22 protein-coding genes and 1 pseudogene are annotated in these 24,039 nt (G+C 61.3%); 13 read left to right on the top strand and 10 right to left on the bottom strand.

Annotation, left to right across the window (positions count from 1 at the left end; genetic code table 11):
• Window positions 1-129 precede the first annotated feature (129 nt).
• A pseudogene (locus M5B99_RS30145) lies at window positions 130-411 on the top strand (PAS domain-containing protein); the annotation flags it as partial.
• A gap of 270 nt (window positions 412-681) precedes the next feature.
• Complete coding sequence (locus M5B99_RS06545; RefSeq protein ID WP_412548700.1) at window positions 682-1,713, top strand: methyl-accepting chemotaxis protein; 1,032 nt, start codon at window positions 682-684, stop codon at window positions 1,711-1,713.
• A 92-nt stretch (window positions 1,714-1,805) separates the two neighbouring features.
• Here M5B99_RS06545 and M5B99_RS06540 read toward each other — a convergent pair whose 3' ends face one another.
• The 5 genes from M5B99_RS06540 to norR all read right to left on the bottom strand — a co-directional run bounded on the left by M5B99_RS06540 (window position 1,806) and on the right by norR (window position 6,218).
• Window positions 1,806-2,558 (bottom strand): YkgJ family cysteine cluster protein, encoded by a 753-nt coding sequence (locus tag M5B99_RS06540; protein WP_248803265.1) that lies wholly within the window; start codon window positions 2,556-2,558, stop codon window positions 1,806-1,808.
• Window positions 2,559-2,655: 97 nt separating this feature from the next.
• Window positions 2,656-2,979: a hypothetical protein gene (locus M5B99_RS06535; protein ID WP_248803264.1), complete on the bottom strand. Its 324-nt coding sequence runs from the start codon at window positions 2,977-2,979 to the stop codon at window positions 2,656-2,658.
• Window positions 2,980-3,015: 36 nt separating this feature from the next.
• Window positions 3,016-3,507 carry a GNAT family N-acetyltransferase gene (locus M5B99_RS06530; RefSeq protein ID WP_248803263.1) on the bottom strand — a complete coding sequence of 164 codons (492 nt, stop codon included), beginning with the start codon at window positions 3,505-3,507 and terminating at the stop codon, window positions 3,016-3,018.
• A 1-nt stretch (window position 3,508) separates the two neighbouring features.
• On the bottom strand, window positions 3,509-4,411 hold the full coding sequence (locus M5B99_RS06525; RefSeq protein ID WP_103494552.1) for a chemotaxis protein CheV: 903 nt from the start codon (window positions 4,409-4,411) through the stop codon (window positions 3,509-3,511).
• Window positions 4,412-4,667: 256 nt separating this feature from the next.
• Window positions 4,668-6,218, bottom strand: a complete 1,551-nt coding sequence (gene norR / locus M5B99_RS06520) for a nitric oxide reductase transcriptional regulator NorR (protein ID WP_248803262.1) — start codon at window positions 6,216-6,218, stop codon at window positions 4,668-4,670.
• 156 nt (window positions 6,219-6,374) lie between these two features.
• On the opposite strand from norR, the gene hmpA reads away from it, so the two are divergent.
• The 7 genes from hmpA to cyoE all read left to right on the top strand — a co-directional run bounded on the left by hmpA (window position 6,375) and on the right by cyoE (window position 14,063).
• Window positions 6,375-7,556, top strand: coding sequence for an NO-inducible flavohemoprotein (gene hmpA / locus M5B99_RS06515; protein ID WP_248803261.1), 1,182 nt, complete (start codon window positions 6,375-6,377; stop codon window positions 7,554-7,556).
• A 351-nt stretch (window positions 7,557-7,907) separates the two neighbouring features.
• Window positions 7,908-8,417: a disulfide bond formation protein B gene (locus tag M5B99_RS06510; RefSeq protein ID WP_248803260.1), complete on the top strand. Its 510-nt coding sequence runs from the start codon at window positions 7,908-7,910 to the stop codon at window positions 8,415-8,417.
• 827 nt (window positions 8,418-9,244) lie between these two features.
• On the top strand, window positions 9,245-10,183 hold the full coding sequence (gene cyoA, locus M5B99_RS06505; RefSeq protein ID WP_248803259.1) for a ubiquinol oxidase subunit II: 939 nt from the start codon (window positions 9,245-9,247) through the stop codon (window positions 10,181-10,183).
• A gap of 3 nt (window positions 10,184-10,186) precedes the next feature.
• Complete coding sequence (gene cyoB / locus M5B99_RS06500; RefSeq protein WP_248803258.1) at window positions 10,187-12,205, top strand: cytochrome o ubiquinol oxidase subunit I; 2,019 nt, start codon at window positions 10,187-10,189, stop codon at window positions 12,203-12,205.
• Window positions 12,206-12,208: 3 nt separating this feature from the next.
• Entirely contained in the window at window positions 12,209-12,835 is a 627-nt protein-coding gene (gene cyoC / locus M5B99_RS06495) for a cytochrome o ubiquinol oxidase subunit III (RefSeq protein WP_248803257.1), read from the top strand.
• Window positions 12,836-13,165 carry a cytochrome o ubiquinol oxidase subunit IV gene (cyoD, locus tag M5B99_RS06490; protein ID WP_248803256.1) on the top strand — a complete coding sequence of 110 codons (330 nt, stop codon included), beginning with the start codon at window positions 12,836-12,838 and terminating at the stop codon, window positions 13,163-13,165.
• A gap of 10 nt (window positions 13,166-13,175) precedes the next feature.
• Complete coding sequence (gene cyoE, locus M5B99_RS06485) at window positions 13,176-14,063, top strand: heme o synthase (RefSeq protein ID WP_103494558.1); 888 nt, start codon at window positions 13,176-13,178, stop codon at window positions 14,061-14,063.
• Between the two features lie 56 nt (window positions 14,064-14,119).
• Here cyoE and M5B99_RS06480 read toward each other — a convergent pair whose 3' ends face one another.
• The gene (locus M5B99_RS06480) at window positions 14,120-15,532 is read right to left on the bottom strand and encodes a PLP-dependent aminotransferase family protein (protein ID WP_248803255.1); all 1,413 of its coding nucleotides are present in this window, start codon (window positions 15,530-15,532) and stop codon (window positions 14,120-14,122) included.
• Between the two features lie 199 nt (window positions 15,533-15,731).
• Between M5B99_RS06480 and M5B99_RS06475 the strand changes: the two genes are divergently transcribed.
• The 3 genes from M5B99_RS06475 (at window position 15,732) to M5B99_RS06465 (ending at window position 18,736) form a co-directional block, all read left to right on the top strand.
• Window positions 15,732-16,409 (top strand): diiron oxygenase, encoded by a 678-nt coding sequence (locus M5B99_RS06475; RefSeq protein WP_248803254.1) that lies wholly within the window; start codon window positions 15,732-15,734, stop codon window positions 16,407-16,409.
• 262 nt (window positions 16,410-16,671) lie between these two features.
• Entirely contained in the window at window positions 16,672-16,977 is a 306-nt protein-coding gene (locus tag M5B99_RS06470; protein WP_248803253.1) for a DUF4124 domain-containing protein, read from the top strand.
• Window positions 16,978-17,110: 133 nt separating this feature from the next.
• Entirely contained in the window at window positions 17,111-18,736 is a 1,626-nt protein-coding gene (locus tag M5B99_RS06465; RefSeq protein WP_248803252.1) for a methyl-accepting chemotaxis protein, read from the top strand.
• 7 nt (window positions 18,737-18,743) lie between these two features.
• Here the strand turns inward: M5B99_RS06465 and M5B99_RS06460 are convergent, their stop codons facing one another.
• The gene (locus M5B99_RS06460) at window positions 18,744-19,328 is read right to left on the bottom strand and encodes a DedA family protein (RefSeq protein ID WP_248803251.1); all 585 of its coding nucleotides are present in this window, start codon (window positions 19,326-19,328) and stop codon (window positions 18,744-18,746) included.
• 189 nt (window positions 19,329-19,517) lie between these two features.
• Window positions 19,518-20,423, bottom strand: coding sequence for a LysR family transcriptional regulator (locus M5B99_RS06455; protein WP_248803250.1), 906 nt, complete (start codon window positions 20,421-20,423; stop codon window positions 19,518-19,520).
• Between the two features lie 100 nt (window positions 20,424-20,523).
• On the opposite strand from M5B99_RS06455, the gene M5B99_RS06450 reads away from it, so the two are divergent.
• Window positions 20,524-21,759 carry an aspartate aminotransferase family protein gene (locus tag M5B99_RS06450; RefSeq protein ID WP_248803249.1) on the top strand — a complete coding sequence of 412 codons (1,236 nt, stop codon included), beginning with the start codon at window positions 20,524-20,526 and terminating at the stop codon, window positions 21,757-21,759.
• A 189-nt stretch (window positions 21,760-21,948) separates the two neighbouring features.
• Here M5B99_RS06450 and M5B99_RS06445 read toward each other — a convergent pair whose 3' ends face one another.
• The gene (locus tag M5B99_RS06445) at window positions 21,949-22,962 is read right to left on the bottom strand and encodes a sensor domain-containing diguanylate cyclase (RefSeq protein WP_248803248.1); all 1,014 of its coding nucleotides are present in this window, start codon (window positions 22,960-22,962) and stop codon (window positions 21,949-21,951) included.
• Window positions 22,963-23,272: 310 nt separating this feature from the next.
• Window positions 23,273-23,977: a hypothetical protein gene (locus M5B99_RS06440; protein ID WP_248803247.1), complete on the bottom strand. Its 705-nt coding sequence runs from the start codon at window positions 23,975-23,977 to the stop codon at window positions 23,273-23,275.
• Window positions 23,978-24,039 lie beyond the last annotated feature (62 nt).

Here is a 24,039-nt window from a genome sequence, read left to right as displayed (position 1 = left end):
AGGGATCGTCTTTGAATTGTCATGACGATGGCTAAATGCCAGGACCCTGAGCTAGATCAGTGTTTTGCTTTTCCGTGCGCTTAGAGTCGACGCCCTGCCGACTCCTCTCACTCTCTGAGCGCGCTTTCCATGAAGATCAATCTGCCGATCACCGGGCGAAGTGTAGACGTCGCCTTTGATGCCAACATCCTTTCGACCACCGATCTGGACAGTACGATCACCTACGCCAATCCTGACTTCGTCAGGATCAGTGGCTACAGCCGCGAGGAGTTGCTGGGTTCGCCGCATAACCTCTTGCGTCATCCGGACATGCCCGCCGAGGCCTTCGCCCATATGTGGCAAACCCTCAAGGGCGGGCGCTCGTGGATGGGGCTGGTGAAGAATCGCTGCAAGAATGGCGATCACTACTGGGTCAACGCCTACGCCACGCCCGTCACCCGCGACGGCCAGACGGTGGAATACCAGTCGGTGCGAACCCGACCCGCCGCCGCACAGGTCGAGGCCGCCGAGCGTTGGTATGGTTGGTTGCGCGGCGGGCGTTTGCCCTGGCGTGAGCGTCTGCCCAACCTGCGTGTGCAGACCCGGCTCTGGGTGCTGGCCAGCGCGGCGTTTGCCGTTGTCCTGGCGCTGGGGCATGGCGTTGCCGAGCAGCCGCTGAAGGTCGAGTTCGGGCTCTGGGCCCTGGGCACCGTGCTGGTCGGCGCGCTGATCCACTGGGCCCTGCGCCCGTTTGCCGAACTGACGGCGCGAGCCCGGGAGATTGCCGATAACCCCCTGAGCCAGGTGATCTATACCGGTCGTAGAGACGAGTTCGGTCAGATCGGCTTTGCCCTGAACATGCTGGAAGCTCAGGTCGGCGCGGTGGTGGGACGTATCGGCGATGCCTCGCTGCGCCTGTCCGGGCATGCCCAGGCGTTGGCCCGGCATATTCAAAGCAGTCATGGCAGCACCCTGGATCAACAGGCCGAAACCGACCAGGTCGCCGCGGCAATTCAGCAGATGAGCGCCAGCGTGGCCCAGGTCGCCAGCAATGCCCAGCAGGCCTCGGAAGTGGCCGACCAGGTCGGCGGCGAAACCCACGAAGGTCATCAACTGGTGGCTGACAGTCGCGGCGCGGTGTTGCGCCTGGCCAACGAGCTGGCGCGGGCCACCGAGGTGATCCTGCACCTGGAAAGCCACAGCACCGAGATCTCCACGGTATTGGAGGTGATCCGCGGGATTGCCGACCAGACCAACTTGCTGGCGCTCAATGCCGCCATCGAAGCTGCCCGTGCCGGGGAGCAGGGGCGGGGCTTTGCGGTGGTGGCCGACGAGGTGCGCGGGCTGGCCCAGCGCACGCAGCAGTCGACCAACGAAATCCAGCGCATGATCAGCAACCTGCAGGGCGGTGCGCGCAATGCGGTAGAGGTGATGCGGAACAGCAGTCAGCAGGCCGAGGCCAGTGTGCAGCAGGTCCAGCAGGCCGCCGATGCCCTGGCCGGGATCAGCCAGCGGGTCGGCCGGATTACCGCGATGAGCCAGCAGATTGCTTCGGCGGTGGAAGAGCAGAGCAGTGTCAGCGAGGACATCAGCCGCAATATCGTCAGTATCCGCAATGCCTGCGAGGCGCTGGTCACTGTCGGCCAGCAGAGTCATCTCAGCTCAGGTGATGTGGCGGGGCTGGCGGATGACCTGCGTTCATTGGCCCGGGAGTTCTGGCTCAAGCGTTGTTGAACCTGATTCTGCCCGCGCCACGGGACCCTGTAGGCGCGGAGTTTGTTTGGGAGCAGTGCTCCTACAGGTCGGCGTTTCGCCGTAGATCGTGCTCAGGTCGCCTGCAAGGCGATAAAGGCATAGGTGGTCGCGGCTTCGCTCACCACCCGGGCCCCCTCTGCCCGCAACCGCTCGGCGATGACCGGGCCCGAGACATGAAAGCTCCACTCGCTCGCCGCCGGCCAGTGCGTCAGCTGTTGCACTTGGTCAATCGCCTCCGCGAATGCTGACATCTGCGGCAGGTAGGCGGTGAAGCCGTCGCCCTTGAGGGCCGTGGTGTGAATCCCCAGCCGGGCGCAAATCACTTCCTTGGCCTGGATATCATCGCGGTCGGCCTGGCGCGAGGCCTCGATCAGCCGGACCAGTTCCGGGTCCTGCAACTGCCCGCCGACGATCAGCAGCGGCTGCGTGTCCAGCCAGGCCTCCGGCGGGCAATCCTTGGCTTCGGGGCGCAGCGGGATATGCGGATTGATTTCCATCGGATAGATCCGGCACACCAGCGGCCGCCGTTGGTAGATCCGACAGAGCAGGTCTTCGTCAAGATTCCGGCAGGGTCCGACGTTGTAGGCGGCAAAGGTGATGGCGACGCGGGCTTCGGCGTGACCGCTGGGCACGCCCCAGGAACGGCGCAGTACGTGATCGCGTTGCTGCTCCGGCTGGCCCGGACCATCGGCGATGAAGGCCTCGACCAGGACGATCACCTGGCCGCCGTCAGCGGCCCATTGCCGGGCTTCGACCAGTGTCAGGGGCACATGGTGATCGGTGCAGCATTTGCCGCAACCGACACAGGAAAAATGGGTACTCATGAGTAGGCCGACCGAAGGACAAGGGCAGGGACGGTGACGTAATTCCGTTTTGTTTCGCCGTGCGAGCTTTGGTCAAAGCAAGTTATGCGCCAGCCACTCAGTTGCTGCGGGCGGGCATGACCGAGTCCCATTCGGTGACAACGGCGGTCTTGCTCTTCTTGTTGTACAGGCACAACTCGGTACCCGGCTGGTTCTTCATGTGGGCCTGCGGATAGCGGCCATGCAGCAGCAGGGCGGTGTAACCGATCTTGTCGTCGAATTGCGCGGGGTTGCCCACGGGCTTGACGTTTTTCAGTTTGCTGGCCTTGGTGCAACTGGCGACCACGGCTTTGTGTAAGTTCGCCCAGGCATCGGGGCTGGCGGCCTGGGCCTGGCTGGCCAGGGTGACGAGGCTGATGAAGAGCAGGGTGAAGGCTTTCATGACAGGTCTCCTTCAGGGGCGGCGGGCAAAAAGGGATTATGCCTGAGCCGGGCTGACTTCATAGCGTTCGATAAAACGCATGCCGGCCCGCTCGTACAGGCGCCGGGCAGCGAGATTGTTCTCCATGACCTTGAGGTCGACGAAGGCTTCGCCACGCGCGGCGAACACCTTGAACGCCTGGCGCAGCAAGGCCAGGCCGAGGCCTTGGGCGCGGCGCCGCGGGTGCACGACCAGGTCCTTGATATAAGCGCTGGTCCAGCACAGTGCGACACCGGCCACGCCGTGCTCGTCGAGGGCGATCAGGCACAGCGCGGGATCGAATTCGGCATCGGTGGTGAAGTGTTGACGCCACACGGCGAAGTCTTCGACGCTGCCGCCGCCATCCTGGTAGCCGTGCTTGAGCAAGGCATGCACCGGCTCCATCAACTGCGCGCGCAATAGGCCGACGCGGATGCCGGTCGGCCATTGGGGAATGTCCAGCAGATCTTCGAGGTCCTTGCGCAGCAAATGGCAGTGGCGATCAGGCATTTCAGATCCCTTGCTCCGCGACGGTCCGGGCGGCCTGGATCAGGCAACGAGTCAGCTCCGGAGAGGAAAACTTGGTCAGCACCGCGTTGGCCCCGGCCAATCGCGCCTTCTCGCTGTTCATGGCGCTGTCCAGGGAGGTGTGCAGGAGGATGTAGAGGTCCTGGAAATCCGGGGTTTCGCGCACCGTGCGGGTGAAGGCGTAGCCGTCCATCTCGGACATTTCGATGTCCGAAACCACCACGTTGATCTGCTCGGCGGTGCCTTGCAGGTCCAGCAGGCAGCCGATGGCATCCTTGGCGCTGCGGGCGGTGTGGCAGGTCAGGCCGAGGGTGCGCAGGGTCAACACCGATTGCTGCAAGGCCACCTGACTGTCGTCGACCACCAGGATGCGGGCATGACCGAGGATTTCCGCCTCTTCCATGGTCAGTTCGCTCGGTGTGACTTCGATTTGTGTCGGCGAAATACCGTGGATGACTTTTTCGATATCCAGCACCTGGACCAGGGTCCCGTCGACCTGGGTCACCCCGGTGATAAAGGCCTTGGGCCCGCCGGAACCATAGGGCGGCGGGCGGATATCGGTGGTCAGGCAATGGACAATCTTGCTCACGGCCTGGACATGCAGGCCCTGTTTGGAACGGCTGACGTCGGTGACGATCAGGCACCCGCCGTCCGGGTCCACCAGCGGCCGTTCGCCGATGGCGCGGCTCAGGTCGATCACCGACAGCGAGGCGCCACGCAGGGTGGCGATACCTTTGACGTGGGGATGGGACTCCGGCAGCTTGGTCAGCGGCGGACAGGGAATGATTTCACTGACTTTCAGCAGGTTGATCGCCATCAGCTTGCCGCTGCGCAGGGTAAAAAGCAGAAGTGACAGCGAGTCTGCGCGGGCTTTGTTGGAGGACATAGAAACCTTCTGTGGAAAAAGGTGGTTCAGGACAGATTAACCCTGAACGGCTATCGATGACGGGTTATCGACCCGATAAGAGCAGGCTTTAGTTTGAATATCTTGTAGGAGAGGTGCTTTTGTGGGAGCGGTGCTTGCCCGCGAAGCGAGCGCCACGGTTTTGCAGGTATATCGCGTTATCGTTCTTCGCGGCGATGCGGCGCTCCGACAAACACTGCTCCCACAGAGCAGCACTGTCAGCTTGAGTTTCATTTTGTCATTTCAAGCCGAGGCGTTTGGCCATCCGTCCCAGGTTGGCCCGGTCCAAGCCCAGTTCGCGGGCGGCGCTCGCCCAATTGTGCTGGTGTCGCTCCAGGCAGGCGCTGATCAGTTGCCGCTGGTAGGTTTGCGTGGCCTGGCGCAGATCGACACCGGTTTCCAGTTCCGCAGGCGCGGGGACTTGCTCTTGCGAGGCCTGTGCGACAGCTGTCGGCAAGTCCAGGTCGGCCGCGCTCAGGCTGAGGATCTTTGGCCGTTCCCGGCAATTGCCCAAGGCTTTCAGGGCACTGCGTCCGATCAGGTGTTCCAGCTCGCGGACATTGCCCGGCCAGTTGTATGCCAGCAGTGCCGCCTGTGCGTCCGCCCCCAGGCGCAAGCTGCCCAGGCCGAGACGCGAGCGGTTCTGCTCGAGAAAAAAACCGCTCAATAGCAATACATCGCGACCGCGCTCGCGCAGGGCCGGCACTTGCAGCGGATAGACACTCAGGCGGTGGTAGAAGTCAGCACGGTAACGCCCGCTGCGCACTTCTTCGGCGAGGTCGCGGTTGGTGGCGGCGATCAGTCGGACATCCACCTGATGCTCGCGGTCCGAGCCCAGTCTTTGTAGCTGGCCGCTTTGCAGCACACGGAGCAATTTGGCCTGGACGCTCAGTGACAGTTCGCCGACCTCATCGAGAAACAGCGTGCCGCCATTGGCCAGTTCGAATTTGCCACGGCGATCATTCACGGCTCCGGTGAAGGCCCCGCGCACATGCCCGAACAGCTCGCTTTCCACCAGGGTATCCGGCAGGGCCGCGCAGTTCAGGCTGATGATGGGTTTTTCCGCACGCGGGGAGGCGGCATGGATCGCCTGGGCCACCAGTTCCTTGCCGACGCCGGTTTCACCGGTGATCAGCACGGTCAAGTCGCTGCTACCCACCAGGTTGATCTCTTCCACCAGGCGCTTGTGGGCTTTGCCCTGGCCAATCATTTCACGATTTTGCGGGACGTTGGCCTGGCGATAGAGTTCGGCGCGCTGGTGCTCATCCTCGGCGCGCAGGGCCAGGCGCTCGATGCGCTCGGCGGCATTCACCGTGGCCGCGGCCAGGCTGGCGAAGGCCTGCAGGGCATCGAGCTCGATCCGTTCGAAGCGCTCCGGGTCGAGGGCATCGAGGGTCAGCAGGCCCCAGGGTTGTTCGTCGATAAACAGCGGGCAGCCCAGGCAGTCATGCACCTCCAGGTGCTCGGTCAAGCCTTCCACCAGGCCGTCGTAAGGGTCTGGCAGGTCGCTGTCGCTGTCGAAACGGGTAGGTCCCTGGCTGCCGAGCAGGATCTGGAAGCGCGGATGCTCGCTGACCTTGAAGCGTCGCCCGAGGGTGTCGGGGCTCAGGCCATCGACGGCCAGCGGCACCAGCCACTCGCCGTCCAGGCGCAGCAGCGCGGCGGCGTCACAGGGCAGCAGCGCGCGCATGGCTTCGAGCAGGCGCCGATAGCGTTCGCTTTCAGGCAGTTCCCGCGAGAGATCCGATACCAGCGGCAGTAGGGTGGTCAGTAGGAGTTTTGCAGTCATATTGACTCCTGTGATGTCAGATTGACTATAGCATGCATGTAGTCATTATGACTTTCATCATTTTAACTTATTGATTTATATGGTTTTTAATCTTGGCATGAAGTGTGATGAGTAAAAGGTCAATTCAGATAGAACCTCGTGCTCAGGAGTTGACCCATGCTTAGCGTTCAAGACCGTACCATCATCAAATCGACTGTTCCGCTGCTGGAAAGCGGCGGCGAGGCGCTGATCACTCACTTCTATCGGATGATGCTGTCCGAGTACCCGCAGGTGCGCCCGCTCTTCAACCAGGCTCACCAGTCCAGCGGTGACCAGCCCCGGGCCCTGGCCAACGGTGTATTGATGTACGCGCGGCATATCGACCAGCTCGACCAGTTGGGCGACCTGGTGGCCAAAATCATCAACAAACATGTGGCGCTGCAGATCCTCCCCGAGCATTACCCGATTGTCGGCGCTTGCCTGTTGCGGGCCATTCACGAGGTGCTCGGCGAGGAAATCGCCACGCCTGAGGTGATGAGTGCCTGGGGCGCGGCCTATAACCAGTTGGCCGATATCTTGATCGGTGCCGAAACCGCTATTTATGACGAGAAGGCCCTGGCGCCGGGCGGCTGGCGCGGTGCGCGGTTGTTCAAGGTGGCGGCCAAGGTCGAGGAAAGCCAGGAAATCACCTCGTTCTATTTCGAACCGGTGGACGGTCAGCCGGTCCTGGCGTTCACCCCAGGGCAGTACATCGGTATGAAGCTGGTCATCGACGGCGAAGAGGTGCGGCGCAACTACTCGCTCTCGGCGTTGGCGACGGCCGGGCAGTATCGGATCAGCGTCAAGCGCGAGGCCGGTGGGAAAGTCTCGAACTACCTGCATGACCAACTGGTCGTCGGTGCCACCCTGGAGCTGTTCCCGCCGGCGGGCGAGTTCACCCTGGCGGCCAGCGACAAGCCGCTGGTACTGATCAGTGGCGGGGTCGGTATCACGCCGACCTTGCCGATGCTCGAGGCGGCGTTGGCGGGCGAGCGGCCGGTGCATTTTATCCACTGCGCGCGCAACGGCCAGGTGCATGCTTTCCGTGACTGGGTCGATGACCTGGCCGAGCGTCATCCGCAGCTCAAGCGCTTCTATTGTTACGCCGAGGATGACGGCATCAGCCCGGCGGCGGACAAGGTCGGCCTGTTGAGCCAGGAACAGTTGGGCGAATGGTTGCCGCAGGAACGTGACCTGGATGCCTATTTCCTCGGGCCCAAGGGCTTCATGGGCGCGATCAAGCGTCACTTGAAAGCCCTCGGGGTGCCGGAGCAACAGAGCCGTTATGAGTTCTTCGGCCCGGCCGCGGCCTTGGAATAACCCACGATATCCGCGTGGCCAAGTCAGTGGCCACGCTGTTGGCGGGTCGGATCGGGCAGATGGGCAAAATCCCTTGGCGCGTTAATCCCGGTTTAATCGGCCTGTCGTTAATTCGCCGATCATTGTCGGCGATCCTGTGGTGGTTTACCCATACTCCCGCGGACACCGACGTCGCGTGTCCAATACGCTCAAAGGTCATGGTCAGCGTGTAGACTTCCGGGCAACACATGTTCACCGGGTTGAAACGATCGGATTGCGACCTGTGGGTCTATGGGATACAACCTCGGTTTGATGCCGCGGCATGCTGCGCGGCCCTCCGGCCGATCCAACAACGAGTCAAAGGGAAACAGGATGACTGACGAAATGATGCGGCTGGGACGGGAAAAGCGCTTCCTGGTCCTGCTGGGGGTGATCTGCCTCGCCTTGATCGGCGGTGCGTTGTACATGCAGGTGGTGCTCGGCGAAATGCCTTGCCCATTGTGTATCCTGCAGCGCTACGCCTTGCTGTTCATTGCGCTGTTCGCCTTTATCGGCGCGGGCATGCGCACCCGGCGCAGCCTCACGGTGCTGGAAGTGCTGGTGTGGCTGAGTGCCGTCGGTGGGATTATCGCGGCAGGCCGTCACGTCTATATCCAGGCCAACCCGGCGGTGAGCTGCGGCATCGACGTGCTGCAACCTATTGTCGACGGCCTGCCCCTGGCGTCGATCTTCCCACTGGGCTTCCAGGTCGAGGGTTTCTGCGAAACGCTGTACCCACCGCTGCTGGGCCTTTCCCTGGCGCAATGGGCGCTGGCGGCCTTTGTCCTGACGGCGTTGCTGGTGCCGGTGGGTATCTACCGTAATCGCCAGAAAAACCGCTGATTCCGGCGGTTGGCCCTGGCGGCTGGCCCTCGCCCCTGATGCTTGAAAAACGCCTCGATCTTTCATGTAAGATCGGGGCGTTTTTATGCGTGCTAACCGCGCTAAAAGCGCCTTGATGGCAGACAAGAAAAGGGCTGGAAAAACTGCGACATATTGTCACGTCGCGGCTGTCGCACCGGTCGTTTCTGATCTCGATGTCATCTTCTGATTGACAGTCATCCTCGAAAAAGTTCCCTGGCAGCCCCTGTGTTTCACGTTTGTTCAGGGGGTGTCCCATCCCCCCTAGAAGACCCGTGCAACGCCCCGTCATGCCTGGGCCAGAGCCTCTTCGCAGGCTCTCGGCAGGGCGATTTCGGGGCAGATCAGTTGTCCGGCAAAAGAGCGGTTCATAGCTTTTTATTGAGAATGAAACTCGATACGATCCATGATCGTTGCAAAAACGGTTAATGATTGTTGCGTGAATTGATAAAAAATATTTCAGGATGAGACGTGGTTTATAAAACGCGACCTAACTACAATCGCCGCACTGAATGTCCGGCGCCGCTCTGCCTGAGCGCAATAGGGCGGTCGAAGGGCTCGAGGGCGCTATGCGACCCCCGGTGCTGGCAACCTTTCCAAGTATCCGCACCAAATGGAATTGGTCTGTAACAAGGCCTATGACCCACGAAATCGAATAAGAACTCACGCCCGTTCCAGAGGTGCCGATCAGCGATTGGCGCGACGGACAGGCCCTTATTCAATCGGAAAAAATTGCCAACCCTTGGCAGGGTGAAGTGTTGGCTATCGAAACCCAACTGCATTGCGCAAGCTGCTTTAGAGGTCGTGAGATGAGTAAAACAAGGTATCCCAGATTCTTAGGCTTATTGCCACTGCTCGGCACGTTGTTGCTGGGAGGGTGCAACATGACCTTGCTTGACCCCAAGGGTCAGGTGGGCCTGGACGAACGTAACCTGATCATCACCGCTACGCTGCTGATGCTGTTGGTCGTGGTGCCGGTCATCCTGATGACCTTTGCCTTCGCCTGGAAATACCGCGCGTCGAACAAGGACGCCACCTACGCACCGAAATGGAACCACTCGACCAAGATCGAAATCGTGGTATGGGCCGTTCCTGCGATCATCATCCTGTTCCTGGGCATCGTCACCTACAAGTCGACCCACGCCCTGGACCCGTATCGTCCGCTGGAATCCGACGTCAAGCCGATCACCGTCGAAGTGGTCGCCCTGGACTGGAAATGGCTGTTCATCTACCCGGAACAAGGCATTGCCACCGTCAACAAGCTGGTCTTCCCGGCCAAGACCCCGGTGAACTTCAAGATCACTTCCGACAGCGTGATGAACTCGTTCTTCATCCCGGGCCTGGGCGGCCAGATCTACGCCATGGCCGGTATGCAGACCAAGCTGCACCTGATCTCCAACGAGAATCATGAGTACGAAGGGATTTCCGCCAACTACAGCGGCGCCGGCTTCACCGGTATGAAATTCAAAGCGACCGCAACCAGCCAGGCGGATTTCGATGCCTGGGTAGCTGAGGTCAAGAAGGCACCTAAACAGCTTGAACAAGCTGAGTACGCGGACCTTTCCAAGCCAAGCCAGGACAACCCGGTCGCGCTTTATTCCTCCGTTACGCCGAACCTGTTCCAGACCATCGTCGACAAGTACGAAGGTATGAAAGCAGGCAAGCCGGTCGAGCATGAGAAGAAAGAAGTGGCCGCAACGGAAGGCATGGACATGAGTTCGCATTCAGCTGCCGGGGCAGAGGAGTAAACGATGTTTGGTAAATTAAGTTGGGAAGCGGTCCCGTTCCACGAACCGATTGTCATGATCACGCTGGCGATGATCGCGGTCGGTGGCCTGGCGTTGTTCGCGGCGATCACTTACTTCAAGAAGTGGACCTACCTGTGGACCGAGTGGCTGACTTCGGTCGACCACAAGAAAATCGGTGTCATGTACATCATCGTGGCCATGGTCATGCTGCTGCGCGGTTTCTCCGACGCCATCATGATGCGGACCCAGCTGGCCATGGCCACCGAGGGTTCCCCTGGCTACCTGCCGCCTCACCACTATGACCAGATCTTCACCGCCCACGGTGTGATCATGATCATCTTCATGGCGATGCCTTTCTTCACCGGCCTGATGAACATCGTCGTGCCGTTGCAGATCGGTGCGCGTGACGTGGCCTACCCGTTCCTGAACTCCCTGAGCTTCTGGCTGCTGGTTTCCGGCGTGGTGCTGATCAACGTTTCCCTGGGTGTCGGCGAATTCGCCAAGACCGGTTGGGTTGCCTATCCGCCGCTATCGGGCCTGCAATACAGTCCGGGCGTCGGGGTGGATTACTACATCTGGGCGCTACAGCTATCAGGGCTGGGTACAACGCTGACCGGGGTGAACTTCCTGGCCACCGTACTGAAAATGCGTACCCCTGGCATGAAGATGATGGACATGCCGATCTTCACCTGGACCTGCACCTGGGCCAACGTGCTGATCGTCGCTTCGTTCCCGATCCTCACCGCTACACTGGCTTTGCTGACGCTTGACCGCTACATGGATTTCCACATTTTCACCAATGAACTGGGTGGAAATCCGATGATGTACGTCAACCTGTTCTGGGCCTGGGGTCACCCCGAGGTGTACATCCTGATCCTGCCGGCGTTCGGGGTCTTCTCCGAAGTCATCTCGACCTTCTCCGGCAAGAAACTGTTCGGCCACCACTCGATGATCTACGCCAGCGGCGCGATCTCGGTGCTGGGCTTCATGGTTTGGCTGCACCACTTCTTCACCATGGGTTCGGGTGCCAACGTCAACGCCTTCTTCGGCCTGGCGACCATGCTGATCTCGATCCCGACGGGGGTGAAGCTATTCAACTGGCTGTTCACCATCTACCGTGGCCGTCTGCGTTTCACCAGCCAGGTTCTCTGGACCCTGGGCTTCATGGTGACCTTCGCCATCGGCGGCATGACCGGCGTACTGCTGGCCATCCCGGGTGCTGACTTCGTCCTGCACAACAGCCTGTTCGTGATCGCGCACTTCCACAACGTGATCATCGGCGGTGCGGTCTTCGGTTACATCGCCGGTTTCAGCTTCTGGTTCCCGAAAGCGTTCGGCTTCAAGCTGCACGAAGGTTGGGGCAAGGCAGCGTTCTGGTTCTGGATCTCCGGCTTCTTCGTCGCGTTCATGCCGCTCTATGCACTGGGCTTCATGGGTATGACCCGTCGTCTGAACTCCAGCACCAACCCTGAGTGGGTGCCTTACCTGTACGTCGCGCTGTTCGGTGCCATTCTGATCGCCTTCGGTATCGCTTCGCAATTGATCCAGATCTACGTAAGTGTGCGTGACCGCAAGCAGAACATGGATGTGACCGGCGACCCATGGAACGGCCATACCCTGGAATGGTCGACCTCTTCGCCGCCACCGTTCTACAACTTCGCCGAGCTGCCGAAAGCCAATGTGGTCGACGCGTTCACCGAAGCCAAGGAAGACGGTACCGCGTACTCGGTGCCCAAGCGCTACCAGCCGATCCACATGCCGAACAACACCGCGACCGGCCTGATCATGGGTGCTCTGCTGACCGTGTTCGGTTTCGCGATGATCTGGCACATCTGGTGGATGGCGATCGCTGGCCTGGCCGGTACCGTGATCTATTTCATCATCCACATCTCGCGTGATGATCAGGGTTACATGGTGCCAGTGGACGTCATCGAGCGTATCGAAGCTGAACAGCACAAGGTGCTGGCGGCAGCGAAAGTGACTCCTGCCACCCGTGTTGAATCTTCGCTGGAAAAGGCTTAAACCATGTCGAATGCAGTGACTCATGCTGGACACGCCCATGGTCATGACCATGGGCACGATGACCATCACCACGATACGAGCGAGATGACCGTCTTCGGTTTCTGGCTCTACCTGATGACCGACTGCATCCTGTTTGCGTCGATCTTCGCAGCGTACGCGGTGCTGGTTAACAACGTCGCCGGTGGCCCGTCGGGCCACGACATCTTCGAACTGCCGTACGTGCTGGGCGAAACCGCCTGCCTGTTGCTCAGTTCGATCACCTACGGCTTCGCCATGCTGGCGGTGTTCAAGGGCAAGAAAAGTCAGGTCCTGTTCTGGTTGGCAATCACCTTCCTGTTCGGCCTGGGCTTCATCGGCATGGAAATCAATGAATTCCACAAGCTGATCGAAGAAGGCTTCGGTCCTAACCGCAGCGGCTTCCTGTCCGGGTTCTTCACCCTGGTCGGGACCCACGGTCTGCACGTCAGCAGCGGCCTGATCTGGATGGGCGTGATGATGTACCAGGTCTGGAAAAACGGCCTGACACCCAGCAACATCACCCGCCTGAGCTGCCTGAGCTTGTTCTGGCACTTCCTGGACGTCGTGTGGATCTGCGTATTCACCGTTGTTTACCTGATGGGGACTCTGTAAATGGCTAATGCACAGCATTCCAGTGATGCCAACCACGGCAGCGTGAAGTCCTACATGGTCGGCTTTGTCCTGTCGATCATCCTGACTATCATCCCGTTCGGCCTGGTGATGTACCCGTCGCTGCCCAAGGCGGCGACCCTGTGGATCGTTCTGGTTTTCGCGGTGATCCAGGTGCTGGTGCACCTGGTGTACTTCCTGCACCTGGACCGTTCCGAGGCACAGCGTAACAACGTGGTTGCGTTTATCTTCGCGGCACTGGTGATCGTTCTGCTGGTGGGTCTGTCGTTGTGGATCATGTTCAGCATCCACACCGTCATGATGGCGAAGTGAGGTAGACCCGATGTCGCTCAAGCACTTTATCCAAATCACCAAACCGGGGATCATTTTCGGTAACGTGCTTTCTGTGGCGGGTGGTTTCTTCCTGGCCTCGAAAGGGCATGTCGATCTGGCCATCTTCCTGGCGGCCATGATCGGTACTTCGCTGGTGGTGGCGTCCGGTTGCGTGTTCAACAACTGCATCGACCGTGACATCGACCTGAAGATGGAGCGCACCAAGAACCGGGTGCTGGTCCAGGGGCTGATTTCCCTGAAACTGGCCCTGATCTACGCCACTGTCCTCGGGATCGCCGGCGTGGCCCTGCTGTACCGCGTCGCCAACCCGTTGGCGGCGCTGTTCGCGGTGATCGGCTTTGTCATCTACGTCGGCTTCTACAGCCTGTACTTCAAGCGCAAGTCGGTTCACGGCACGCTGATCGGCAGTCTGTCGGGGGCGATGCCTCCGGTGATCGGCTACGTGGCGGTGAGCAACAGCTTCGACATGGCGGCCCTGACGCTGCTGGTGATGTTCAGCTTGTGGCAGATGCCGCATTCTTACGCCATCGCGATCTTCCGCTTCAACGATTACCTGGCCGCATCGATTCCGGTGTTGCCGGTGAAGCGCGGGATCCTGGTGGCCAAGAAGCATATCCTGCTCTACATCCTGGCCTTCCTCGGCGCGACGTTGATGCTGACGTTCAGCGGTTATGCCGGCATGAGCTACCTCGCCGTGGCCGCGGCCATGGGCATGTACTGGTTGTACATGGCCTGGACCGGCTACAAGGCGGTGGATGACACGGTCTGGGCACGCAAGTTGTTCGTGTTCTCGATCTTCACCATCACTGCCCTGAGCGTGATGATGTCGCTGGACTTCAAGGTGCCGAGTGAGTTGTTGCTGACTTACGCGCGCTGAGTCCACCCGCTGTTGAAAAAGCCCCGCCTTCGGAAGAAGCGCGGGGCTTTTTTTGTCTAGGCCTGGAGCAAGCGCAGAAAACGTTCGCGCACCCGTTCGTCGTCACTGTGGGCGACGTTGAAGCGCAGAAAGCTCGAGGCTTCGGCGTCGATGCTGAGCAAGGTGCCCGGGGCCAGCACAATGTCATTCTCCAGGCCCTTGCGTGCCAGGGCCTCGGCCTCGATCCCGGCCGGCAGGCGGGCCCAGATGAACAACCCTTCGCCCGGGCAGGACGCCACTGAACAGCCGGCTTCGTTCAACCAGCGGGCTACGCGGTTATTGGCCCCATACAAGCGATCGACCATACGCCGGGCATGCCGGGTGTAGCTGCCGTCGCTGAGCATCCGATAGATGATCTGTTCCACCAGCTCCGAGGTCACGCAGCCGCTCGACATCTTCAGGTCGACCATGCGCGCGGCCAGCTCAGGCCGCAGTGCCAGGTAGCTGACCCGGCTGTTGGCACTGAGTATCTTGGTGAACCCCGAGACATAGCTGACGTTGTCCAGGCCGCCTACCGCCGCGAGGCGAGGGGTCTGTTTCTGCTGGATATCGCCATACAGGTCGTCTTCGATGATATGGAAGCTGTAGCGATGGCTGAGCTCCAGCAAGCGATAGACCTGGGCCGGGGAAAAAGAGTGGCCGGTGGGATTGTGCAGCGTGCTGTTGGTCAGGTAGAGCACCGGGCGATGGCGTTCGAGCAGCGGTTCGAGCTGGTTGAAGTCGAGCCCGTCACGGCTGCGGGGGATGCTGACGATCCGCGCGCCGTGCAACATCAGGTTCGCCCGCAGGTTGAAGTAGCACGGATCGTCCAGCAGCACCGTGTCGCCGGGCTTGATCAACAGGCGCATGAGCATGTCGATGGCCTGGAGGGTGTTGGCCGTGGTGGTGATCTGTTCCACGGGGACGTCGATGCCCAGGGTTGACAGCTTCACCCGCAGGGCTTGGCGCAGCGGCGGGTAACCGGCGGGCACGCCGACTTCGCCCATGCGCAGGCTGGTGGCCCGCAGGGTGCCGCGAGCGGCCTTGAGCAGTTCCTCGCGGGGTAGCCAGGAAGAGGGCAGGAAACCACAGCCGGGACGCAAGGTGCCGTTGTCCAGCAGCAGGCCACGGCGTATCACGCTCAAGGTGTCTTGTGGCAGCAGCTCACGGCCGACGCCGGCCTGCACTGCCGCGCTAATCCGTGAGACGTAGTGCCCCGAGCCCTGGCGCGAGGTGATCAGGCCCTTGGCCCGCAGCCGGTCCAGCGCTTCGACCACCGTCGACTTGCCCACCCCCATGAGGTCGGAGAGTTCGCGAATCGGTGGCAACTTGGCCCCGTGCTGCAAGGCATCCTGGTTGATGGCTGTCGAGAAGCGGTCGACGATCTGTTGCACCAGTGGCTCGCCAGGAAGGAATTCAATGGCGGCGATCACGGCTCTCTGAACCTGCATTTTACTGGTCGCTCGAGCAATAAAGTCCGGAGGATTCTAGTCGAACTTGCCCTGATCAAGAAGGCATCCGCTCGCTAGTATCAAGAGGCCATATTTCCCCGCATGGCGTGCTGATTGAAGAGGTTCTCCCCAGGTGTTGAAACTGCCCAATCGAACATTCGAGGTACCTGTGCATGACTGAGCCCGCCAGGAGTCTGATATGAACGCGCAACCCTGTGTGATCGTGGCCGGCTACGCCGACAAGCGAGCAGGAGATATCCGGAAGCTGCGCGAGTTGTGCCGGGCGCTGTATCAAGCGTCGCTGATCTTTCTGGTGGAGAAGGTCCAGCCTGGGGATGACCACGTCGCGGGTAACGTCTGGGCGCCTTCCCTGGCGCTCGACAACGTCGATGCCGCGCTGAATGCGCTTTGCCATTGCCTGGCGAGCGATGCCTGGAAAGATCTGGAGCTGCCGCTGTCCGAGACCTGTCTACGCTTGCGGGGACTCTGCGCCGAGCTTCACCATGGTTGGCAACGGGACCTGGCTACGATCACCTTTGCGCTCGTGGCCCACATCAGCGCCACTACCCGGTTGAATCTGTTCGTCGATGATCAGCCGATCCAGCCGCGCAATCGCCATGGGGCGGCGGCGCGGGACCGCGACAAGCCCGTCCGCGGCCAGATGCTCAGCGAAGTGGCGAAGGTGTTGTACCAGAATCTGGATACTGAAAAACGCCTGTTCTTCGCGCGGACCCTGCCCAAGGCCCTCCATGGGTTCGTCGGCCAGGATCATTCGAAGTGGCAGGTAATCCTCACGCAACTGGGGGTTCTGGAGGCCGCGGCGCTGTTCGACGACAGCAGTCGCGGCCGCGCACTCATACCTGTCCTGGCGCCGTGAGCGGCTCTGCCCCTGATCGTCAGGATTGGATCCATGTATGGCGAAAGGCTTACATGGCGTGACACTGATCTCCTCTGTTGACCCTTCATGGCCGGGCTTAATCTGTACCCATCGCTGCTACGCAAGGATGCGTGCAGGATCAAGGATGATCGAACCAGGCCATGGAGGCCGCCGACGGGATGTCGGACTGCTTTGGAGAAAACCCGCTTCGGCGGGTTTTCTTTTATTTGTGGATGACCATCACGTACAGGGATGCACACGCATGGGCAGATGCCTGGCCTTCGTTTTCCTTCTCGGCGCCTCCTGCCCGGCATTCAGCGCCGACGCCTACAAGTGCGTGAGTCACGGCGGCAAGGTCAGTTTCGCCGCACAGCCCTGCGCGCCGGACCAGGGCGTATCCAGCTGGCAAGCCCGCACCCAGCTCACGCAACTGCACAGCGTCTCGGCCGATGACGCCAAGCCCGACGCCATCAATCAGCGCGCCATGAAGGTCCTGCAGGCGGGCTATCACACGCGCATTGTCTACAAAGTCAATATCGTTCCCGGCCCCGGACAGAAAGCTCCCTGAGATAAATGCGGGCACGGGTGAAATTGTCCGGCAATTATTTCAAGTTGTCATACAACGTGCCGATAGCCTGCCAACTCTGGAGCTAAGGGCTGGGGTCACTGGCCTGAAGCCATAACAAAAAAAGGCGGTCGTCATGTTTCTTCGTCAACTGAATATCGCACCTCGTGCGGCGCTGGGTTTTGCCTTGATCGCCGTGCTGGTGGCCTGGCTCGGGGTGTTCGCCCTGGGCCAGATGTCGAACATCCGCGAAGGCGAGCTGGCGGTGGAAACCCAATGGCTGCCGAGTATTCGCGGCGGCGACGAGATTCGCGAGATCATGTTGCGCATCCGCACCATCTCCCTGCGCATGGCCCTCGATCAGGAGCCGAAGAACATCTCGGTGTACCGTGGCCAGATGGACGTGCGCGACAAGGAGTTGAGCGAACGGATCGTCGCCTACGACAAGCTGGTCACCACACCTGAAGCCCGGGTGTTGTACGACCAGTTCAAAACCACCTTCGCCGCCTACCGTGCCGGTATCGCCCAATCCTTCACCCTGGCCGAGCAGGGCCGGCGCGACGAACTGATCAAATTGCTGCTGGTGGACATGAAGACCGTAGTGGACGGTTCCGGCAAGCAACTGACCGACCTGGCCGACCTCTTTAGCAAACAGGTGGCGGCCGAGAGCCAGAAGTCCGAGGAGCATTACAGCCGCTCGCGGATGATCGTTATCCTCTTTATTGTCCTGGCGGCGTTGGCCACCGTGGGCCTGGCAATGCTGCTCACGCGCAGTATCGTCAAACCCCTGGGACAGGCCCTGAGCGCGGCGCAGAATGTGGCGCGCGGCGACCTGACCCAACGTATCGAAAGCCATGGCGACGATGAAGTCAGTCACCTGCTTGAAGCCTTGGCCACCATGCAGCAGACCTTGCGCGACACCTTGCAGGGCATCAGCGGTTCGGCGACCTCGCTGACCACGGCGGCGAACGAACTGAATACGGTTACCCGCAGCAGCACCGAGGGCCTGCAACAGCAGAACCACGAAATCGAACAGGCGGCCACGGCGGTCAACGAAATGACCACGGCGGTGGAAGAGGTGGCGCGCAATGCCGTGTCTACCTCCGATGCCACCCGCCAATCCAGCGAATCGGCGCGAATCGGCCAGGAGCGGGTGAGTGAAACCCTCGGCGCCATCAGCGCCCTGTCCGGGGATGTCGAACGCACCGGGGAACTGGTGCGCTCCCTGGCCGATCAGTCGCAAGGTATCGGCAAGGTGTTGGAAGTGATTCGGGCGATTGCCGAGCAAACCAACCTGCTGGCGCTGAATGCCGCCATCGAGGCGGCCCGCGCCGGCGAGAGCGGACGCGGCTTTGCAGTCGTGGCCGATGAGGTGCGGGCCCTGGCCCATCGCACGCAGCAGTCGACCCAGGAGATCGAACAGATGGTGTCCGGCATGCGCAGTGGCTCGACTCTGGCCCTGGAGTCCATGCACACCAGCACCGCCCGTGCCGCCAGCACTCTGGCCCTGGCCGAACGGGCCGGCGAAGCGCTGGTGACCATCACCGCCTCGGTGCATGAAATCCACGAGCGCAACCTGGTGATCGCCAGCGCGGCGGAAGAACAGGCCCAGGTGGCCCGGGAAGTCGACCGTAACCTGGTGAACATCCGCGACCTGTCGATCCGCTCGGCGACCGGAGCCGATCAGACCAGTGCCGCCAGCCATGAATTGTCGCGGCTGGCGAACGCGTTGCAGGGGATGGTCGGGCGTTTCCAGGTCTGAGCCCGGCTCAGGCTTTGTGACGTTCCCGTGCCTTGGCCCGCAGATGGCGGACCAGGGCGATCCCGGCGACGATGATCACCACCCCGATCACGATGGGCAGGCGGTACGGTTTGAGATCGCCCAGCAGGCTTTCGAGAAAGCCCCCGGCCCAATAGCCGGCGCTGGCAAAGAGCGTGGCCCAGACCAGCGCCCCGAGCAGGTTCATCAGGCTGAAGCGCAGCGGCGACAGGCGGCTCGCGCCGATCACCATTGGACCGACCAGGCGCATGCCATAGAGAAAGCGCACGGCGAAGATCGAGGTCAGCGGATGGCGCTGAATCAGCCCGGTCACCCGTTCTATGGCGGCCTGCTGGCGATGCAGGCGCGGTAGCAGGCGGGCGCCGAAGTAACGCCCGGTCCAGAACAGCGCCTGGTCGCCGAGCATCCCGCCGAGGCTGGCCCAGAAGATCACCAGCGGCAGGTGCAGGACCTGCTGGTGCGCCGCCATCCCACCGAGGATCAGGATGGTTTCCCCTTCCAGCAGGCAGCCGATGAAGATGGCCCAATAACCGTAGGTGGCGAGCAGATAATTGAAGTCGATGTGTTCGAACATAGCGGTGTACGGGTCCTTGTATCTGTTCGTTGTCTGTATTGCCGGTGCACGAGGCGGCAGGCAAGTAACGGTATTCTAGGGTCTGATCGATCGGCCTGGCGAAAGTGCCCTGGTGTATCGACTCGACAGTCGCTGAGCTTGCGCCTGTTCTGATTCAGGCTGACTGTCGCGCCAAGCACTCCCGCCGGCTCAGGGCTTGCCCCACTTCTCCAGCGCGAACTCCACGAAACTGCGCAGCTTGGGCAGTCGGTAGCGATCTTGCGCATAAAGCAGGTTCATCGGCCGGCTGGGCAGTTTGTAGGTCCCCAGCAGCGGCACCAGTCGGCCCTCGCGCAGATCGTCGCGCAGCAACGCATCCGGCAGCATCACGATGCCCATGCCGGAGAGCGCCGCCTGATACAGCGCCGAGGAACTGTTGATGGTCATCGGGCCACTGACCGGCACCAGGATTTCCCCCTCCGGCCCGCTCAGGCTCCATTGTTTTTCTACTGTTCGCCAGTCGTCCCCCGCCGGGTAGGCGAAGGCCAGGCAGTCGTGATGTTCCAGATCCTGGGGGATGATCGGTGTCCCGCGCCGTTTCAGGTAGGACGGCGAGGCGCAGACGGTCAGCGCATAGTTTTCCAGTGGCCGGGCAATCAGCGCCGAGGGTTCGGGCGCACCCAGGCGGATTGCCGCATCAAAGCCGCTGTCGATCAGGTCTTCGCGCTGGTTGCTGAGCATCACGTCAAGCTTGATCCGGGGATAACGCCGCACGAATTCGCTCAGGGCCGGGGCCAGGCGTTCGGAGCCGAAGGTCAGCGGCGCGGTGATCCGCAGGATACCGCTCGGCTCGCCTTGAGCCTGTTCGGCCAGTCGCTCGGAATCAGCCACCAGCCCCAGCACCTCAAGGCAACGCTGATAGTAGGTCGAGCCGAATTCCGTCAGGCGCTGACGCCGGGTCGTACGGCTGAGCAGGCTGACTCCGAGGCGTTGTTCCAGCGAGCGCAGGTGATTGCCGACCATGGTGGTGGAAAGGCCGCATTCCAGGGCGGCAGCGGTCATGCTGCCGGTCTCCACGACTTTCACGTATACCCGCATTGCCTGAAACAGGTCCATTATCAATCTCAGCTTTAAAATGATTGAAGTTTTTTGGAGTTTATCCAGCTCTGGTGGCTAACGATACTGCCAGCACCCCCCATGCCTGGAGCTCGATGCCATGACTGCCGCTAGCCTGATGACCACCTATCAACCGCTGGACCTGGGTTTCGTCAAAGGGCTGGGCAGCCGCCTGTGGGATCGCGAAGGGCGCGAGTACCTGGACGCGGTGGCGGGTGTGGCAGTGACCAATATCGGGCATTCCCACCCGCGCCTGGTGAGTGCCATCCGCGAGCAGGCCGGCCTGCTGCTGCACACCTCCAACCTCTACAGCATCGACTGGCAGCAGCGGCTGGCCGTGCGTCTGACCCGGCTGTCGGGCATGGATCGGGTGTTCTTCAACAACTCCGGTGCCGAGGCCAATGAAACGGCGCTGAAACTGGCGCGCCTGCATGCCTGGCACAAAGGTATCGAGAAACCCTTGGTGGTGGTCATGGAAAATGCCTTCCACGGGCGCACCCTGGGCACCTTGTCGGCCAGCGACGGCCCGGCGGTGCGCCTGGGCTTCCATGACTTGCCGGGGGACTTCATCAAGGTACCGTATGGCGACCTGGGGCTGCTGCACAGCATCGCCCGCAGCCACGGCGGGCGGATCTGCGCGGTGCTGATGGAGCCGATCCAGGGCGAAAGCGGCGTGCAACTGCCGCCACCGGGCTACCTGAAAGCCGTCCGCGACCTGTGCAAGCGGCGCGCCTGGTTGCTGATGCTCGACGAAATCCAGACCGGCATCGGCCGTACCGGCCAGTGGTTCGCCTTCCAGCACGAAGGCATCGTGCCGGACGTGATGACCCTGGCCAAGGGCTTGGGCAATGGCATTCCCATCGGCGCCTGCCTGGCGCGGGGCAAGGCCGCCGAACTGTTCACCCCGGGCAGCCACGGTAGTACCTTTGGCGGTAACCCGCTGGCCTGCCGGGTCGGCTGCACCGTGCTCGATATCATCGAGGAGCAGGGGCTGGTGGCGAATGCCCGGCAGCAAGGCGAGCGTTTGCTGGCACGGCTCCGGGCCGAACTGGGCGACTGTCCGCAGATCCTGGCGATACGCGGGCAAGGCCTGATGATCGGTATCGAGCTGCGGCAGCCGGTACGTGACCTGGCGCTGATCGCGGCCCGGGACCAGGGCTTGTTGATCAACGTGACCCGGGGCAAGACCATTCGCCTGCTGCCGCCGCTGGTTATCGATGAACAGGAGGTCGAGATGATTGTGAATGGGCTGTGTGGGGCGTTGCGGTGGGAAAAAACCACGGTAATAGCGAAAGGCTTACAGACCGTGCCCGCAATCGCCTCTATGAGCGCTTGAGTGGCTGCCCTAATCTAGACCCATCACTGCTGCGCAAGGAGGCGCACAGGATCAGGGAAGATCGACCATCGCCAGGACGGCAGCCGACAGGACGTTGGAATGGTCAAAAGAAAACCCCGCTTCGGCGGGGTTTTTTGTGCGGGCAGGAAAAGTCGCTGATGCCTGAGAGCGGCCAGGGGCAGTGCGACCTCAATTGGCTATCACATTCTTGCCGGCACCCTTGGCGCGATACAAGGCCTGGTCGGCCCGGCACATCAGTTCGGTCATGGGCTCGTCGGCGCGCCGTTCCACCACTCCAAAACTGATCGTCAGTGAGCTCAAGCCCAGGGGCTTGCGTTGCAGCAGGCGCTCGCGCATTTGCTGCGCCAGGTTCATGGCGGCGGTGAGCGGGCTGTCCGGCAGGACAATCATGAATTCGTCACCGCCCCAGCGCGCCAGCAGGTCGGTGTCGCGCAGGCAGCCCTGGAGCGTTTGCGCGACCTCGACCAGCACCCTGTCGCCGCCCAGGTGCCCGTGGCGGTCATTGATGAGCTTGAAATCATCGATATCCATGGCGATCAGTGACAGCGTCTGGCGAAAGCGTCCGGCACGCTCGCACTCCCGGGACAGGATCTTCTCCAGGCGATAGCGATTGGCGACCCCGGTCAGTGAATCGCTCTCGGCCAGGCGGCGATTTTCCTCGAGCTGGGCCTGCAACTGCCGATTGACCCGTGACAGCTCGGCGGTCCGTTCGGCGACGATGGCCTCGAAGGAGTGGGTGCGGACTTCCAGTTGTTCGAGCAGGCGCCGTTGGTCTTCGAGACAGCGGTGGGCGCCGATCATCCGGGCCACCGAACCGTCGGGGTTACGGGCGATCACAAAGCCGCGGTCTTCGATCAGGATATAGTCGCCGCCACGGGTTCGGCAGCGGTATTCGGCGTGATAACCCAGGGTCCGTTCATTCAGGTGATCGTCGAAGTGGGCCATCACCTGCGGGTAGTCATCGGGGTGAATCATGTTCTCCCAGGTGAAGACGCTGTTCGGCAGGCTGTTGGGGGAATAGCCGAGCATCTCGTACCAGCCGGGGCTGCGGTAGACCAGGCCGGTATTGGCGTTCCAGTCCCAGACGCCATCGCTGACCAGTTCGAGGATCGCATGCACGACGTCTTCGTTGATATCGCCGAGCGGGGTGTTCCAGGGGCCTCTATTGGATGCGTCGACCATCGCTGCTCACTCCTTTGGCATTGATTTCGGTGTCATGGGCCAAAAGCGGGGATGCAAGGGTCTATGGCACAGTAATACTGTACCGCTTGTTGTGGGAAATATAGAAGTATGCTGCTCGATAGAGTCCTGATGACGGGGTTCCGTCAGACACCAGCAAGGGACTGCGTAGGTATTTAGAACGAAGCATACAAGCCGCCCAATGGCGAATCAAAAAAGGCAGGCCCATTCCCGGGTCCGCCCTCACCGTGACTGACCTCGAAACGCACCTGCCTCTTTTCATTCGCCGCCGCGCCCATTCAGCGGCGCATCGTCATTGCTGTACGACGCTATACCCGGCAAACGCCGTCTGCTGCTGAATCGCCGTGACGATATTCTGGCGGGTGGCCGGCTGTTCGTTACCTTCGTTGTCCACGAAGGTTTCGCTCAGCAGCTCGGCCAGGTCGCCATGGCCGGCAAAGGCAAAGCCGAGGAACTCGAACGCTTCGCGGTCGGCATTGGCCTTGCTGCGCGGTGTGCGCAGCGGGAAGGTGACGCTGGTGTCGTCCTTGCTGATGATGAAGACCGGCGCTTCTTTCTTCGGACGCGTGGCCTTGCCCTTGCCGGCGCCGGGGTTGCTCAGCGCCTGGTGAGTCTGGTTCAGCACCTTGAGCGCCAAGCCATAGACCAGTTCCTGGAACGCCGGGTCGTCCTTGTAGCTGGAGAGTATCCGGCTGATCGGGAATTTCGTGCTCAGGTCTTCCAGGGCCGCGATGTCGGCCGCTTCGGCGTCCTTGAGTTGCTTGAGCTGGCCCATGAGTTCGTAGGCTTTGTCGTCGTCGAAACGGTCGTGCGCCTGGCGGATCGCCAGACGCAGTTGGCGAATCTGCTCGCTCTCTTTCGAGGTTTGAAAGGCGTCGAGGACCATCTCGCTGATGTTCTTGGCCTGGGGCGCATGCTGGGAAAGATGGATGGCGTTTTCGTATTCGCGTTTGGCGGACAAGGGGGTTACGGCTTCATCGGTATGGGAATCAGGCATCGAAATTTCGCTATTTCAGTGTCATTTAACTGGGGTGGGACTCGAAAGGCCGGAGCATTTCA

Source organism: Pseudomonas sp. MWU13-2100 (assembly GCF_023242365.1).
In the GTDB taxonomy this organism is placed as follows: domain Bacteria; phylum Pseudomonadota; class Gammaproteobacteria; order Pseudomonadales; family Pseudomonadaceae; genus Aquipseudomonas.
The sequence above is the reverse complement of the archived record's forward strand: the minus strand, read 5'-3'. Positions and strand labels throughout refer to the sequence as shown.

Excerpts from the sequence above, each read along its gene's own strand:
- M5B99_RS06480 (WP_248803255.1), bottom strand. The coding sequence starts at position 15,532 with ATGCAGGTTCAGAGAGCCGTGATCGCCGCCATTGAATTCCTTCCTGGC.
- M5B99_RS06530 (WP_248803263.1), bottom strand. The coding sequence starts at position 3,507 with ATGCCTGATCGCCACTGCCATTTGCTGCGCAAGGACCTCGAAGATCTG.
- M5B99_RS06535 (WP_248803264.1), bottom strand. The coding sequence starts at position 2,979 with ATGAAAGCCTTCACCCTGCTCTTCATCAGCCTCGTCACCCTGGCCAGC.
- cyoD (WP_248803256.1), top strand. The coding sequence starts at position 12,836 with ATGGCTAATGCACAGCATTCCAGTGATGCCAACCACGGCAGCGTGAAG.
- hmpA (WP_248803261.1), top strand. The coding sequence starts at position 6,375 with ATGCTTAGCGTTCAAGACCGTACCATCATCAAATCGACTGTTCCGCTG.
- norR (WP_248803262.1), bottom strand. The coding sequence starts at position 6,218 with ATGACTGCAAAACTCCTACTGACCACCCTACTGCCGCTGGTATCGGAT.
- M5B99_RS06450 (WP_248803249.1), top strand. The coding sequence starts at position 20,524 with ATGACTGCCGCTAGCCTGATGACCACCTATCAACCGCTGGACCTGGGT.
- M5B99_RS06465 (WP_248803252.1), top strand. The coding sequence starts at position 17,111 with ATGTTTCTTCGTCAACTGAATATCGCACCTCGTGCGGCGCTGGGTTTT.
- cyoC (WP_248803257.1), top strand. The coding sequence starts at position 12,209 with ATGTCGAATGCAGTGACTCATGCTGGACACGCCCATGGTCATGACCAT.
- M5B99_RS06470 (WP_248803253.1), top strand. The coding sequence starts at position 16,672 with ATGGGCAGATGCCTGGCCTTCGTTTTCCTTCTCGGCGCCTCCTGCCCG.
- M5B99_RS06440 (WP_248803247.1), bottom strand. The coding sequence starts at position 23,977 with ATGCCTGATTCCCATACCGATGAAGCCGTAACCCCCTTGTCCGCCAAA.
- M5B99_RS06540 (WP_248803265.1), bottom strand. The coding sequence starts at position 2,558 with ATGAGTACCCATTTTTCCTGTGTCGGTTGCGGCAAATGCTGCACCGAT.
- M5B99_RS06445 (WP_248803248.1), bottom strand. The coding sequence starts at position 22,962 with ATGGTCGACGCATCCAATAGAGGCCCCTGGAACACCCCGCTCGGCGAT.
- M5B99_RS06455 (WP_248803250.1), bottom strand. The coding sequence starts at position 20,423 with ATGGACCTGTTTCAGGCAATGCGGGTATACGTGAAAGTCGTGGAGACC.
- cyoA (WP_248803259.1), top strand. The coding sequence starts at position 9,245 with ATGAGTAAAACAAGGTATCCCAGATTCTTAGGCTTATTGCCACTGCTC.
- M5B99_RS06460 (WP_248803251.1), bottom strand. The coding sequence starts at position 19,328 with ATGTTCGAACACATCGACTTCAATTATCTGCTCGCCACCTACGGTTAT.
- cyoE (WP_103494558.1), top strand. The coding sequence starts at position 13,176 with ATGTCGCTCAAGCACTTTATCCAAATCACCAAACCGGGGATCATTTTC.
- M5B99_RS06475 (WP_248803254.1), top strand. The coding sequence starts at position 15,732 with ATGAACGCGCAACCCTGTGTGATCGTGGCCGGCTACGCCGACAAGCGA.
- M5B99_RS06525 (WP_103494552.1), bottom strand. The coding sequence starts at position 4,411 with ATGTCCTCCAACAAAGCCCGCGCAGACTCGCTGTCACTTCTGCTTTTT.
- M5B99_RS06510 (WP_248803260.1), top strand. The coding sequence starts at position 7,908 with ATGACTGACGAAATGATGCGGCTGGGACGGGAAAAGCGCTTCCTGGTC.
- cyoB (WP_248803258.1), top strand. The coding sequence starts at position 10,187 with ATGTTTGGTAAATTAAGTTGGGAAGCGGTCCCGTTCCACGAACCGATT.